Consider the following 15,200-nt stretch of genomic DNA (forward strand, 5'->3'; position numbering starts at 1 on the left):
AATCTTTCTATTGATTAACCATTATACCGCAAACATAAAAATAGTGCATTGATACATGATGCTCAGACGTAGTTTGTATTAATCCTAATAGTATAATAGTACCAAATATAATAATTTTATTTGTTGTTAATATTCATCTCATTCCGAATTTGATTCACCCAATGTTGTACACGAATCTCGGTCATTTCAGGTTGGCGATCTTCATCAATAGCTAATCCCACAAAATTATTCGTATCAATTAAACTTTTTGAAGTGTCGAAATGATAACCAGACGCAGGCCATAATCCTGTAACAACAGCTCCGTTTTTCAAAGTAATATCGTATAAAATGCTCATTGCATCACAAAAATATTCTGAATAATCTTCTTGATCTCCACATCCAAAAATTGCTACTTTTTTTCCAGAAAAATCAATATTTCTTAGTACAGGTAAAAAAATATCCCAATCACATTGGGGTTCTCCATAATACCAAGTAGGAATGCCAAATAATAAATTATCATAATTTTCTATATCTTCTTTAGAGCTCATAGCTATATCAAAAACATCTGCGATATCCTTTCCTAACTGTGCTCGAATCATTTTAGCAAGTTTTTCAGTATTACCTGTATCACTACTAAAAAAAATACCTACTAACGCTGCTTTCATAGTATTCCAATCCTTTATGTTACATAACATAAATTATATTTTTATTATCGATCAAAATGCATCCATCTTCGCAAGATCACATCAAAATGGCAACGCAACCACAATGTTCATAATACCATGTATTATGATGGCTAATCAATTTTAATTAATCATTAACATTATTTGTTTACGATTACATAAATTTTTACAAAAATACCAAATAAGATATATATTTAAAAATTAATGGATAATAAATTCATTAATCCTACTTAATACATATACAGCATTATCCCAATGCACCCAATGCCCTGCATTAGGTATCATGCAAATGTGCGCCTGGGGAAATTGATGGTAAACATCGTGCAAATAACGATCATCAAAATATGAAGATAATGCGCCCCTCATAAACAATGCTGGACCCCACCAAGTGTGGTATGTGTTCCAATCACTGATATGAATATAATTATTTCTAATAGACGAAAAATTAAAAACCCAAGATCCTTGATGAAAAGATTTTAGTAAAAACAATATTAATGTTTGGTCGATACAACACTGCCGCATAAGATGTGCAGCTTCGTTTCTATTTTTTACTCCAGATATATTAACGCGTTCAATTGCATGAAAAATATTATCATGATTATGTACATTATATTTTATTGGAGCTATATCAATAACCACGATTTTGCTTATACGTTGGGGGGCCAACATACATAATGTCATAGCAACTTTACCGCCCATTGAATGACCAATAACTATGCATTTGTTTATTAACAAATGATCTAGCAAATCTAAGATATCTTGTGCCATTACCAAATAATTCATAGATCGTTCATGAGGAGAACGACCATGATTACGTAAGTCAACTTGTACGACAGAACAATATCGAGCTATGCTTTTTACAATAATCCCAAGATTACTAAGATCCCCGAAAAGTCCATGGAGTATTATGACTGGCGTTCTGTGGTATACAGTTTTAAGAATTCGTAATCGATAATTAAGTTGCATATAATATAATTACTTATTAAGTATAACACTGAGATATTGTTTATCACGATCTAAACAATATTTTTATGTATTTATTAGGTTGTACATTAGATTATCTACTTAATAAACATAGCTATTATTGCCGTGTAATCTTTAAACATTGCTAATGCATACTTATGAATTATCAGCATTTTCGAAAATTAAATCTAATGTGGTCATCAAAAAGATGTTCTAATATTTCTTTATATATTAAAGACCACAAATTCAATACCCTGATAGACTCTACGAAAATGATATCATAATATTTTTAAAATTTCATAAAATAATCAATTTAGGGGATTTTCGAATGAAGAATTATATCCATTCTGGACAACTAGCGTCACATAATGAAGTTATTAATACATCTCGATTAATAACACAATATTATACTTTATCTCCCGATCCAAGTAATGGCGCTCATAATGTTGTATTTGGTACTTCAGGTCATCGTGGTAGTTCTCAGAGATACAGTTTTAATGAAGCACACGTATTAGCAATTAGTCAATCGATTGTACAAGTACGCGCACAACAAGGTATATCTGGGCCATGTTACATTGGAAAAGATACGCACGCTCTTTCTGAACCAGCATTTATGTCTGTACTTGAAGTATTAGCGGCTAATTTCGTCGATGTTATTGTTCAAAAAAATAATGGTTATACTCCAACCCCTGTTATTTCTCATGCTATCACTCAATATAATAAAAATCATCATAATAATCATTCAAAAAAAGCTGATGGTATCATCCTTACATCTTCCCATAATCCACCTGAAGATGGTGGTATAAAATATAATTCAATATATGGAGGACCAGCTCCTACTAATATAACTCGCACAATTGAACAAATCGCTAATAAATTTTTAGTGAATAATCTACAACACGTACGCCGTATGACGTTGAAAAATGCTTGGAAAAGCGGTTATATACACACACAAGATTTTATTCAAAATTACGTAAAAAAACTATCTACAATAATTGATATGCAAGCCATAAAAACATCTGGTTTGAAACTGGGAGTACATCCCTTAAGTGGATCAAGTATAGATTATTGGCAAAACATTGCTCAATTTTATCAATTAGATTTAAATTTAATCAGTGAAAAAATTGATAAAACTTTTGGTTTTATACATCTTGATTATGATGGCTGTATTCGATTAGATTGCTCTTCTGAATTCGCAATGGCTGGAGTATTAAAGTTACATGATAATTTTGATTTGCTTTTAGTTAATGACCCAGATTGTGATAGACATGGAATTATTACTCCTATTGGTTTAATAAAACCTAATCATTATCTTATTATTGCAGCGCATTACCTTTTTAACAATCGTCCATTGTGGCGTAATCGTTCACTATTCATAGGAAAAACTTATGTATCTAGTATTATGATGAATCACGTAGCGTACGATCTCTCTCGTCAATTGATAGAAGTACCAGTAGGTTTTAAATGGTTTGTACAAGGATTATTTAATAGCTTATTCGGTTTTGTAGGCGAGGAAAGCGCAGGAGCATCTTTCTTAGATTTTTATTGCTCTCCATGGTCTACTGATAAAGATGGGCTAATTATGTGTCTATTAGCGGCTGAAATGATTGCTATTAGTAATAAATCTTTACAAAAGTATTATGATCAATTGGTTCAAAATTTTGGTATATCTAATTATAATCGTATTCAATTACCTATTAATTACACACAAAAATCCATTATCTCTAACACATTATTTAATCAGATTAATATGACAGAATTAGCAGATGATCCTATTACTAAAATCATAAATATGAGTTCATTAAAAAATCAAATATCTATGGATGGTGTAAAAATCATCACTCACAATGGTTGGGTGGCGTGTCGATTATCAGGCACTGAATCAGTGTACAAAATTTATTGCGAAAGCTTTTTAAGTGTTTCTCATAGAGAAAAGATTGAAAAAGAAATAATAAGTATCATCGATACTATCATCAATCAATCTTAATGTAAAAGACACACGATAATAAATTGAATGCAATAGTATTGAATAATTACAGATTATTAATCTTTATTGTTATTTAACAAGACCTTATAACAAGGATACAAGATAGATACAAATAAAAAATTATATCTGCATATATAATAGAATATATGCAATGCACGTTATTATTATGAACACTTAGGATTGTAAGGCAAAATTTATGTTCATTATTTTTGCACAAAAATATAAACACATACAATTACCATCAACGTCATGAATTACTATATCATTAAATATTATTAATATTAATGCATATTTTCATAAAAATAAATATATTTTTTATGTTTATAATTCCTTATTATAAAATAAGTCGCTATAAATATAAGCATTCGACATCATATTTTTTGAAATAATTCTTAGATAAATCTTTGCTTTTTAAACCAATACTGTATTCAGTATAATACAAATCATCTGAAGAATGCGTTGTAATATAATAGTTATTTAAATGATTTTATATTAAATATATGATTTGGCTATTATCTTCGATACATTTGATGCGCAAATAACATGAACACATAATTTGAGTATGCGACTATCCAATTTATCATCACCTATGATAGTATAGGTATAGGTTATTGCTATTTTTAGATATTCATATATGTATATATCAATAATATTTTTCATATATAAATAGATTTTTTTGGGGGGGGTTGTTGAAATGATCACATATATGATCTAAATCATTACCCGAAGAATCAAGTATATATTTTATAAAATTACATAGTAATCCCTTTATAATTACGTTAAAACATATTTAGATATAGAATATAGACTCGTTGCTAACGTTAAAATTAATTGTATAAATAATGCATTCATAAAAACCAAAGACCATACATACTAAACTCGATACAAAAAACAACTTATTTTGTATTTTAATATTTTTATTTTGAAACACAGCACATTATTTAAAAGTAAAAACATCAATACTATTGACGCAATGGAATGCTGTTATTTCAACAATTATTTTATTGTAAAAAATGAGTTTTTAGATCCAAAAAAAAATAACATATAATATCAGCATTACAAATAACATATCCACACTTTCTTACTTATTTATCTTGTATTAAATAAAACGGATCAGTCTTTAATAAGACTAAAGCAGTGTAATTAAAGCAGTATAATTTTCGCAATAAAAATAATTGTTGAAATACAGCGTTCTTATTATCTAAATGCTACTATCGTTTGATAGCATGGTAATTATCGACACTATCTTTCAGAATAATAATATCTAATGCAACTAATAAATATTTAGTATATTCATTGTTCAACTTTAGGGTACCATAAAAGATATTAAACACTAACACTCAATATTTGAGTAAAGTGTTGTCAAATTTAAATTCCATTATTTTTGTAATTATCTTTTTTTTGATCAGGATAAAAACAAATTTACAATCTACCTCATTTCATTATTGTATATATACCCTTTTTGAAAATTAAAAACTGAGTTCAATTCTAAATTTTTTAATATTATTAAATTGTTAATAATATACAGGATGTGATATTATGCTAATCTAATCATTTGTTATAATACTGAATCGATTAAAGTAATTTAGAGGTATCAAAACAAAAGATAATATATGTGTATATATTTGAAATAATTGTATTTATAGAATAAAACCATAATAGTAATCCGTCTTTATATCATATATTATCTTTTTTATGATGTTTTAAGGATGTATCGTGAGTCGCGTGCAAACATATGTTTTACCGTGATATATTTAAGAGCGTTTATATGATCAAAAAAAACCAAAGACCAATGTATTTAAATATCAGAACTATACGATTTCCCATTACTGCTATTACTTCTATTTTACACAGAATCTCCGGAATTCTGTTATTCATAACAATTGGTCCAATTCTTTGGATATTAAAATTATCTTTATCTTCTAATAATGAATTTTGCAAAATTCATCGGTTTCTATTAATGAATCATTACATTTTTCAGTTTGTATTTTGGACAGTTACGATCTTACTAAGTTATCATATAATTGCTGGTATCCGTCAAATATTAATGGATTTTGGGTGCTTAAATCAAACGTTACTAATAGGAAAAATTAGCGCAAAAGTTGTATTTGTATTAACCATTTTGTTATCTATTTTCATTGGAATTTTAATATGGTATCCATCAAATCAATCTTGAAATATCACGGAGTGTACGAATGGTTGCTAGTACGAATTTCAGCCGTCTGGATGTTGCTATACATCGTGTATATTTCTATTTTCATTATTTCAGCTAACAACTTATCTTATGATAAATGGTACGATTTTTTTAGCAAAAACACCACTAAAATATTTAGTATCATGGGTTTATTATCTGCCCTAAGTCATGCTTGGATTGGTATGCGCCACATACTAGAAGACTATATAACATTACCTGTGCTAAGGCAGTTGGGAGCGTGGATAACCGGTTCTATATTGTTCGCATACTTATTTTTTGGGATGATTATTATTTGGAGTGTATAGATGCATCAGATACCAGTTAAAGAATTTTTTTCTATTGTTATAGGAGCTGGCGGCGCGGGTATGCGCGTTGCATTACAAGTTTCTAAAATGGGATTTTCTTGTGCCTTAATATCTAAAGTCTTTCCTACACGTTCACATACAGTATCTGCTCAAGGAGGAATTACGGTTGCTCTCGGTAATAATCACGAAGATGATTGGCAGTGGCACATGTATGATACTGTAAAAGGATCTGATTACATAGGAGACCAAAATGCTATTGAATATATGTGTAAAACAGGACCTAAAGCAGTTCTGGAGTTAGAACATATGGGGTTACCATTTTCTAGACTAAAAAATGGTCGTATTTACCAACGTCCATTTGGAGGACAAACTTTATATTATGGAAAAAAACAAGCAGCACGTACTGCTGCAGCTGCTGATCGTACCGGACATGCGCTATTACATACATTGTATCAACAAAACTTGAAGAACAAAACGACCATATTTTCAGAATGGTACGCATTAGATTTAGTAAAAAATCAAGATGGAAGAATACTTGGTTGTGTTGCTTTTTCTATTGAAACAGGAGAATTAGCATATTTTAAAGCACGTGCTACAGTACTTGCGACTGGAGGAGGAGGGCGTATTTATCAATCTACCACCAATGCCCATATCAACACAGGGGATGGAATTGGCATGGTGTTGAGAGCAGGTATTCCTGCTCAAGATATGGAAATGTGGCAATTTCATCCCACTGGAATAGCTGGTGTCGGGATCTTAGTAAGTGAAGGATGTCGTGGTGAAGGAGGATATCTTTTAAATATTGCAGGAGAAAGATTTATGGAGCGTTATGCTCCTAATGTAAAAGATTTAGCCGGACGTGATGTGGTAGCTCGAGCAATTATGTTGGAAATTCAAGAAGGTCGAGGTTATTCAGGTACATGCGGCCCTCATGTTAAATTAAAAATAGATCATTTGGGAAAAGAATTATTAGAATTACGTTTACCTGGTATCTTGGAATTAGTGCGTACTTTTTCTTATATAGATCCTGTAAAAGAATTAATTCCAGTATTTCCTACCTGTCATTATATGATGGGTGGTATTCCTACAACAGTACGCGGAGAAGTAATTACTGTAAACAATGCGGGTACAGATACGATAGTACCAGGTTTATTTGCAGTTGGAGAAACTGCTTGTGTATCAGTACACGGGGCTAATCGACTAGGTGGAAATTCTTTATTAGATTTAATCGTATTCGGACATGCTACAGGAACATATATACAAGCGTATTTATCAGAAGAAGAATGGCCGGCTCGCGGACCTACCGATTCTGATATAGAACGATCATTAGCTCGTTATATTCGTTGGAATAATAATAAATCGGGTGCAACAGAAAATCCAGTAACAATACGCCAAGATTTGCAGTCGTGTATGCAAAACAATTTCTCTGTTTTCAGAGAAGAGCAAAAAATGCTGAAGGGATTACAAGAACTAAAAGAAATACGTAACCGATTAAACTGTGCGGTTTTATCAGATAAATCTTATACATTCAACACACAACGTGTTGAATGCTTAGAATTAGATAATTTATTAGAAACTGCTTATGTAACTGCTATGGCTGCCATTTTTAGAACCGAAAGCAGAGGAGCCCATAGTCGTTATGATTTTCCTATGCGTGATGATAAACATTGGTTGTGTCATACGTTATATTTACCAAAAAATGATATTATGATTCGTCGTAATGTGAATATGCAACCAAAATTTCGTTCTCCTTTTCCTCCGAAAACTCGTGTTTATTAAAAAATGGAGTTTAAATATGCAAATTAAATTTTCCATTTACCGTTATCATCCTGAAATTAGTAAAAATGCCTGCATGAAAAATTATACACTTAATTTATTACATGCAAAAAATATGACATTATTAGATGCCTTAATTAAATTGAAAGAACAAGATCCAACTTTAACATTTCGGCGTTCTTGCAGAGAAGGGGTATGTGGTTCTGATGGAATGAATATCAATGGCACAAATAATCTGGCATGCATTACTTCATTGAAGCAATTATATGATAGCAATCATCAAAATGCAATTGTAGTACGTCCATTATCTGGATTTCCAATAATTCGTGATTTAGTAGTGGATATGAGTCAATTCTTTCTTCAATATGAAAGAGTACAACCATTTTTAATACATGAGCGTTCCAATCAACAACCTCAATTTCTTCACGAACATTTACAATCTCCAGAAGAACGTTCTAAGTTAGATGGATCGTATGAATGCATCTTATGTGCATGTTGTTCTAGTGCTTGCCCCTCTTTTTGGTGGAATCCAGATAAATTTATTGGCCCTGCTGGATTATTGACTTTATATCGCTTTTTGATGGACAGCCGCGATACTAACGATCAAGAACGATTGGAACTCTTACAAGATTCTTTTAGTATTTTTCGTTGTCATAACATTATGAATTGCGTTAGTGTGTGTCCTAAAAAGTTAAATCCAGCCAAGGCTATAGGTCATATTAAACGAATATTAGCAAAAAATTTAATTGGCATACATAACATTTAAGAGAACAATAATAATTATAAAACACAATTTAACACAATACACAAACAACAGTCTAAATAAAATGAAATATATATCTATGCATAATTATAGTAACTAATAAAATTAGAACCGATTATTTATAATATAGCAAATACTGTATTAAACTAATTACTTGATGTCGAGTGTTTTAAAAATAAATGTTAATAAAATACAAGGATTTTAGAATGTATAGTGACACACTGAAAAATTGGTTAAATTCTTCTTATTTATCAAAAAATAATCAATCTTATATAGAACAAATTTATAAAGATTTTTTAAAAAATCCCAATTCCATAGATTCTAGTTGGATTGAAGTTTTTAAACAATTATCTGTTGAAAGCAATTATAACAATCAATATTCTGATAATTTAAAAAATAACACGTATTCTAAAGTAGAATACAACATCGCATCTCGTGATGCACATGCACATGCACAAGCTAATACTTGTAGTGATATTACTTATATACAGATATTACAATTAATAAATTCTTTCAGAATATATGGACACCAATGCGCCGCATTAGATCCTTTACAGTTACGGAACAGTGAATATAAAAACTATCTTTTAGACTTAGAGAGTTATAATTTCGTTTTACAAAATCTTCAAAGAAAATTCGATATAACCCATTTTGGAATAAACAAAGAATCAATGACCTTATTAGAAATATATGAATTTCTTAAAAAAACTTATTGTGGTCCTATAGGCATTGAGTACATGCATATTCTTGATATAAATATAATACTGTGGATTCAAAATCACTTTGAATCCACAGAGGGAATGTTTAAGTTTCATGGTGAAGAGAAAAAACAATTTCTCGAAGAAATTGTTTCAGCAGAAGGAATAGAACGTTATTTAGGAATAAAATTTCCAGGAGTTAAAAGATTTTCATTAGAGGGGGGTGATGTTTTAATCCCTATGCTAAAAGAAATTATACGTTACTCCGTTTGTCATCATAACATTAAAGAAATATTTTTAGGTATGGCTCACCGTGGTCGTCTAAATGTATTAATTAATATTTTAGGTAAAAATCCTCAAGATTTATTTGACGAATTTTCTAATAAACACCATACTACTTGCAGTAGTGGCGACGTAAAATATCATCAAGGATTTTATTCGGATATTACAGTGAATGGAGAGATCATACATTTATCTCTACTGTGTAATCCTTCTCATTTAGAAATTGTTAGCCCAGTAGTCATGGGATGCACACGAGCTCGGATTGATCAGTTGCTTAAAGCATCGATTCATCATGATGAAAAAAAATGTAATATCGTGCTCCCAATTACAATTCATGGGGACGCAGCAATTAGCGCTCAGGGCATCGTTCAAGAAACTTTTAACATGTCTAAAACTCGTGCTTATGATGTAGGAGGCACGGTACATATTATTATTAATAATCAAGTGGGATTTACAACATCAAATATCCACGACATTCGTTCTACTCAACATTGTACAGACATTGCAAAAATGATACAAGCCCCTATATTCCATGTTAACGCAGATAATGTAGATGCAGTCGTTTATGTTACTCGCGCCGCATTAAATTTTCGCAGTGTATTTAAACGTGATGTAATAATTGATCTAGTATGTTATCGCAGACATGGACACAATGAAGCTGATGAACCAAGTGTTACTCAACCTCTGATGTATAAAAAAATTCGTAATCATCCAACATTGCTTAATATTTACTCTGATTTTTTAAATAAAAATGGAATTATAAATACAAATGAAATTTCTCAAATGATTAATACATATCGTGAAACATTGGAAAAAAAATGTTGCGTTCTGAATAAATGGAAACCGATACATATTCGCGCTTCTTTACATACAAATAGCTTACATAAAAATAAAAACGCTCTACATTCTAACAAAATAAACATCCAATACTTAAAAAATTTAGCCTATCGTATCAGTGATATTCCATCAAGTATCGCTATGCACTCTAGAGTAAAAAAAATTTATCATGAAAGAATAGAGATGGCTTTAGGTAATAGACTGTTTGATTGGGGAGCGGCAGAAATGCTAGCATACGCTACTTTATTAGATCAAGGAATTTCTATTCGTTTATCTGGAGAAGACGCTGCTCGAGGAACTTTTTTTCATAGACATGCTGTAATACATGATCAAAATAATGGAACGAAATATATCCCTTTAATGCACTTTATTAATACAGAAGAAAATAAAAAAGGATCTCTTTTTATCTGGGATTCAGTGTTATCCGAAGAAGCAGCTTTAGCATTTGAATATGGCTACGCCAGTTTGGCAAATAATATGCTAATTATTTGGGAAGCACAATTTGGAGATTTTTCTAATGGAGCGCAAATTGTTATCGATCAATTCATTAGTTCCAGTGAGCAAAAATGGGGCCAATTATGCGGTTTAGTAATGCTTTTACCTCATGGATATGAAGGACAAGGACCGGAACATTCTTCTTCTCGTATGGAACGATATTTACAATTGTGCGCTGAACATAACATACACGTTTGTGTGCCTTCCACCCCAGACCAAATGTACCATATATTACGTCAACAAGCAACATGTGATATGAATTGTAAAAAACCACTAATTATTATATCGCCAAAGTCTCTATTAAGACATCCCGTAGTAACTACTTCATTAGAAAATTTAGCATACGGATCATTTAAAACGGTCTTGAATGAAATAGACGATAATATCGTTTCAAATAAAATCAAACGTGTGATAATATGCTCTGGAAAGGTATATTATGATTTATTAATTCAACGACGTAAAAACGAACAATATAACATAGCTATTATTCGCATTGAACAACTATATCCTTTCCCTTATACAAATATACAGGTTATTTTAGCTTCTTATGAAAATGTACAAGATTTTACTTGGTGTCAAGAAGAACCTAAAAATCAAGGAGCTTGGTATTACATACAACATTGTTTTCATAACATAATATCTAAAAATATTACGTTAAATTATATAGGACGTCCTGATGCTGCTGCACCTGCAGTGGGATATTTTTCAGTGCATCAACAACAACAAAAAAAATTAATTGACGATGCATTAAATCTAAATTAATTTTTTTAAAAAGGATAGAAAATGAGTAGTATTGACATTGTGGTTCCGAATTTACCAGAATCGGTTGCAGACGCTACTGTTGCTGTTTGGCATAAAAAATCAGGAGATACAGTTAAACAAGATGATATTTTACTGGAAATAGAAACAGACAAAATTATGTTAGAAATTCCTGCTCCAAACACAGGAATTTTAGAATCAATTTCAGAACAAGAGGGATCAACAGTAGTATCCGGCCAAATTTTAGGCCGTCTAAATATTGATCATATCGTTTCCAAAAAAGATACAAAAAAAATATTTCAAGATCAAAAATCTATTACATCAGTAGCGTCTCAAGAACATATTCTTACTCGAGATAACAAAAATCATAACATTTTAACTCCATCTATTCGTAAATTAATGACCGAGCATAATTTACAGCTAACAAATATTCAAGGCAGTGGAATAAAAGGACGTCTAACTCGTCAAGATATAGAGTCACATATTCATTCCGAAAAAAAATTACATTATACTGATCAACAAAATAATGAAAATGTAGCGCATCATCACATACAAAATACAAAAAACGATCGCAAAGAAACACGTATTGTAATGAATCGATTACGAAAAAAAATCTCAGAACGCCTATTAGCTGTTACTAAAACTACAGCTATGTTAACTACTTTTAATGAAGTAAACATGCAACCCATCATAAAACTGCGAAAAAAATATGGAGAATTGTTTGAAAAACGTTATGGAATTACATTAGGAATCATGTCTTTTTATGTAAAAGCAGTTTTAGAAGGATTGAGACATTTTCCTGAAATTAATGCATCCATTGATGGAGAAGAAATTGTATATTATCATTATTTTGATATAAGTATTGCAGTATCTACAGTACGTGGTTTAATTACTCCAGTGTTACGAGATATCGATACATTAAGCATGTCTGACATAGAAAAAAATATAAAATCTTTAGCTGAAAAAGGAAGAGACGGTAAACTAACAATTGAAGAATTAAGCGGAGGTAATTTTACCATTACTAACGGTGGAGTTTTTGGATCATTAATGTCTACTCCTATCATTAATCCTCCACAAAGCGCAATTCTTGGTATGCATGCAATAAAGGACCGACCCATAGCTCAAGATGGGCAGATAGTAATATTACCTATGATGTATTTAGCATTATCATATGATCATAGATTAATAGATGGAAAAGATTCGGTAAGATTTCTAGTATACATCAGAGAGTTGTTAGAAGACCCAACACGCTTGTTTTTAGAAATATAATAACACAATATATATAAATACTTTTTATATTCTTATATTTTTAATAAATTAATACATTATATTAACTAAATTATTATCTTAATCTTAAGCAATCACAATACGTACGATCACATATTATGAACTTATATGAATATCAAGCAAAAAAATTAATGGAAAAATACAATTTACCTGTTTTGAAAGGTTTTGTATGTGCTACTATAAATGATATAGAGCATTGTATTGTATCAAATAGTATAGGTTATGGCCCATGGGTAGTAAAATGTCAAGTGCGAGCAGGAGGGCGCGGGAAATCAGGTGGAGTATGTGTTGTACATTCCACGAAAAATATATTATCTTTTGCTAATAAATGGCTTGGTAATAGATTGATAACATATCAAACTACCGATACCGGGGAAATAGTGACTTCTATTTTAATAGAACCAGCTGTAAAAATTGTTCAAGAATTTTATTTAAGCATATTAATTGATAGAGATGAATCCCAAATAATATGTATGGCTTCTACGCAAGGTGGTATGAACATTGAAATTACAGAACAAAAAACACCCAATTTTATTCACAAAATTGTCATAAATCCTTCAGTAGGAATATATCCGTATCAAGGACGGGTATTAGCATGTAAATTAGGCTTATCTGGAGCCAAAATAAATCAATTTTCCAGAATTATTGTTAGCATAACACGTATGCTGCTGGAACATGACCTAACGTTAATTGAAATTAATCCATTAGCTATTACTGATGATGATTGTTTTTATTGTTTAGATGCCAAAATGATTGTAGATCGTAATGCCATATTTAGACAATCAGAATTGTTAAATATATGCGCTATAAATAAACCAATCGATATGCTGAATTTTATCAATTATATTCCCTTGGAGGGAAATATTGGCTGTATGGTCAATGGCGCTGGGTTAGCAATGGCTACTATGGATGTAATGAAATCATTAGGAGGGATTCCTGCTAATTTTTTAGACATCGGGGGCGGCGCTAATAAAGAATGCATAATATCAGCTTTTAATATGATTTTAAAAAATACTAAAGTGCAAGCGATACTTGTAAATATTTTTGGTGGAATTGTATGCTGTGATTTAGTTGCTGAGTGTATCATAACTGCATTGTCCAGATATACCACAAAACATATTCCTATTGTGGCTCGGTTAGAAGGCAATAATTCTACATTAGGTTCTAATCGATTAATTAATAGCAAACTTAATATTATTGTTACCGATAATTTAATTTATGCAATTCAACAAAGTGTAACTGCGGTGAACTTAAAAAATGTCAATTTTAGTTAACAAAGATACAAAAATAATTTGTCAAGGATTTACTGGTAGACACGCCAGTTTTCATTCTCAACAAGCATTAAATTATGGTACTAAAATAGTAGGCGGAGTTTCCCCTGGGAAAGGAGGAAGTACCCATCTTGGATTGCCAATATTTAACACTGTTGGTGAGGCAATAAATAGTACCAGTGCGACGACTTCTATTATTTATGTACCCGCTCCTTTCTGTAAGGACGCAATTTTAGAATCAATTCATGTCGGTATTAAATTAATTGTTTGTATTACCGAAGGAATTCCAATATTGGATATGTTATTAATAAAACAACAATTAAAAAAACATAACACACGTATGATTGGACCAAATTGTCCAGGAATCATTACTCCAGGCCAGTGTAAACTTGGAATTATGCCAAGTGATATTCATAACCCAGGTTGCGTAGGAATTATATCCAGATCAGGTACCTTAACATATGAAGTAGTAAAACAAACAACTGACCTTGGATTGGGTCAGTCCACATGCGTCGGCATTGGAGGTGACCCGATACTTGGTTCTGATTTTATTGATATGTTATCCTTATTTGAACAAGATCCTCAAACATCATTAATGGTAATGATTGGTGAAATAGGAGGTAGATCTGAAGAAAAAGCAGCAAAATATATTAGTAAATATATTAAGAAACCAGTGATTGCATATATTGCTGGAACTACCGCTCCTAAAGGAAAACGTATGGGGCACGCAGGTGCTATTATTTCTGGCATTGGCAGTACTGCTCATGAAAAATACGAGATTTTATCGAAATCAGGAGTACATATCGTAGATAATTTTGTTAACATTGGTCAATTTATTAAATCTATTGATAAACAACAATACACATAATATATGTAAATAAAATATACGCATATGCCATGTACATTAATAATAATATTAGT

Annotated in this window: 11 protein-coding genes; 9 read left to right on the forward strand and 2 right to left on the reverse strand. The window is 31.0% G+C overall.

All coding sequences use genetic code 11. The features are described 5' to 3' along the window. Positions 1-116 precede the first annotated feature (116 nt). Together fldA and BCHRO640_RS01665 are read right to left on the reverse strand one after the other, a co-directional pair. On the reverse strand, positions 117-644 hold the full coding sequence (fldA, locus tag BCHRO640_RS01660; RefSeq protein ID WP_015344588.1) for a flavodoxin FldA: 528 nt from the start codon (positions 642-644) through the stop codon (positions 117-119). A gap of 219 nt (positions 645-863) precedes the next feature. Beyond that, the gene (locus BCHRO640_RS01665; RefSeq protein WP_015344589.1) at positions 864-1,628 is read right to left on the reverse strand and encodes an alpha/beta fold hydrolase; all 765 of its coding nucleotides are present in this window, start codon (positions 1,626-1,628) and stop codon (positions 864-866) included. Positions 1,629-1,953: 325 nt separating this feature from the next. Here BCHRO640_RS01665 and BCHRO640_RS01670 point away from each other — a divergent pair, with 325 nt between their 5' ends. The 9 genes from BCHRO640_RS01670 (at position 1,954) to sucD (ending at position 15,147) form a co-directional block, all read left to right on the forward strand. Beyond that, entirely contained in the window at positions 1,954-3,612 is a 1,659-nt protein-coding gene (locus BCHRO640_RS01670; protein WP_015344590.1) for a phosphoglucomutase, read from the forward strand. Between the two features lie 1,768 nt (positions 3,613-5,380). Then, entirely contained in the window at positions 5,381-5,788 is a 408-nt protein-coding gene (sdhC, locus tag BCHRO640_RS01675) for a succinate dehydrogenase, cytochrome b556 subunit (RefSeq protein WP_015344591.1), read from the forward strand. Beyond that, the gene (sdhD, locus tag BCHRO640_RS01680) at positions 5,764-6,111 is read left to right on the forward strand and encodes a succinate dehydrogenase, hydrophobic membrane anchor protein (RefSeq protein ID WP_015344592.1); all 348 of its coding nucleotides are present in this window, start codon (positions 5,764-5,766) and stop codon (positions 6,109-6,111) included. The genes sdhC and sdhD overlap by 25 nt, the downstream gene beginning before the upstream one ends. Further along, the gene (gene sdhA / locus BCHRO640_RS01685) at positions 6,112-7,890 is read left to right on the forward strand and encodes a succinate dehydrogenase flavoprotein subunit (protein WP_015344593.1); all 1,779 of its coding nucleotides are present in this window, start codon (positions 6,112-6,114) and stop codon (positions 7,888-7,890) included. It begins immediately after the preceding gene. 16 nt (positions 7,891-7,906) lie between these two features. Beyond that, entirely contained in the window at positions 7,907-8,653 is a 747-nt protein-coding gene (locus tag BCHRO640_RS01690) for a succinate dehydrogenase iron-sulfur subunit (protein ID WP_011282874.1), read from the forward strand. A 203-nt stretch (positions 8,654-8,856) separates the two neighbouring features. Next, complete coding sequence (locus BCHRO640_RS01695) at positions 8,857-11,724, forward strand: 2-oxoglutarate dehydrogenase E1 component (RefSeq protein WP_015344594.1); 2,868 nt, start codon at positions 8,857-8,859, stop codon at positions 11,722-11,724. Between the two features lie 21 nt (positions 11,725-11,745). Beyond that, positions 11,746-12,990, forward strand: a complete 1,245-nt coding sequence (gene odhB / locus BCHRO640_RS01700) for a 2-oxoglutarate dehydrogenase complex dihydrolipoyllysine-residue succinyltransferase (protein WP_015344595.1) — start codon at positions 11,746-11,748, stop codon at positions 12,988-12,990. 116 nt (positions 12,991-13,106) lie between these two features. After that, complete coding sequence (gene sucC / locus BCHRO640_RS01705; protein ID WP_015344596.1) at positions 13,107-14,282, forward strand: ADP-forming succinate--CoA ligase subunit beta; 1,176 nt, start codon at positions 13,107-13,109, stop codon at positions 14,280-14,282. After that, positions 14,266-15,147, forward strand: a complete 882-nt coding sequence (gene sucD / locus BCHRO640_RS01710) for a succinate--CoA ligase subunit alpha (RefSeq protein WP_015344597.1) — start codon at positions 14,266-14,268, stop codon at positions 15,145-15,147. The genes sucC and sucD overlap by 17 nt, the downstream gene beginning before the upstream one ends. Positions 15,148-15,200 lie beyond the last annotated feature (53 nt).

The sequence above is a fragment of the Candidatus Blochmanniella chromaiodes str. 640 genome (assembly GCF_000331065.1).
In the GTDB taxonomy this organism is placed as follows: Bacteria; Pseudomonadota; Gammaproteobacteria; order Enterobacterales; family Enterobacteriaceae; genus Blochmanniella; species Blochmanniella pennsylvanica.

Bases quoted from the DNA above. Each gene is read 5' to 3' on its own strand.
- fldA (WP_015344588.1), bottom strand. From the start codon at position 644: ATGAAAGCAGCGTTAGTAGGTATTTTTTTTAGTAGTGATACAGGTAAT.
- BCHRO640_RS01665 (WP_015344589.1), bottom strand. From the start codon at position 1,628: ATGCAACTTAATTATCGATTACGAATTCTTAAAACTGTATACCACAGA.
- BCHRO640_RS01670 (WP_015344590.1), top strand. From the start codon at position 1,954: ATGAAGAATTATATCCATTCTGGACAACTAGCGTCACATAATGAAGTT.
- sdhC (WP_015344591.1), top strand. From the start codon at position 5,381: ATGATCAAAAAAAACCAAAGACCAATGTATTTAAATATCAGAACTATA.
- sdhD (WP_015344592.1), top strand. From the start codon at position 5,764: ATGGTATCCATCAAATCAATCTTGAAATATCACGGAGTGTACGAATGG.
- sdhA (WP_015344593.1), top strand. From the start codon at position 6,112: ATGCATCAGATACCAGTTAAAGAATTTTTTTCTATTGTTATAGGAGCT.
- BCHRO640_RS01690 (WP_011282874.1), top strand. From the start codon at position 7,907: ATGCAAATTAAATTTTCCATTTACCGTTATCATCCTGAAATTAGTAAA.
- BCHRO640_RS01695 (WP_015344594.1), top strand. From the start codon at position 8,857: ATGTATAGTGACACACTGAAAAATTGGTTAAATTCTTCTTATTTATCA.
- odhB (WP_015344595.1), top strand. From the start codon at position 11,746: ATGAGTAGTATTGACATTGTGGTTCCGAATTTACCAGAATCGGTTGCA.
- sucC (WP_015344596.1), top strand. From the start codon at position 13,107: ATGAACTTATATGAATATCAAGCAAAAAAATTAATGGAAAAATACAAT.
- sucD (WP_015344597.1), top strand. From the start codon at position 14,266: ATGTCAATTTTAGTTAACAAAGATACAAAAATAATTTGTCAAGGATTT.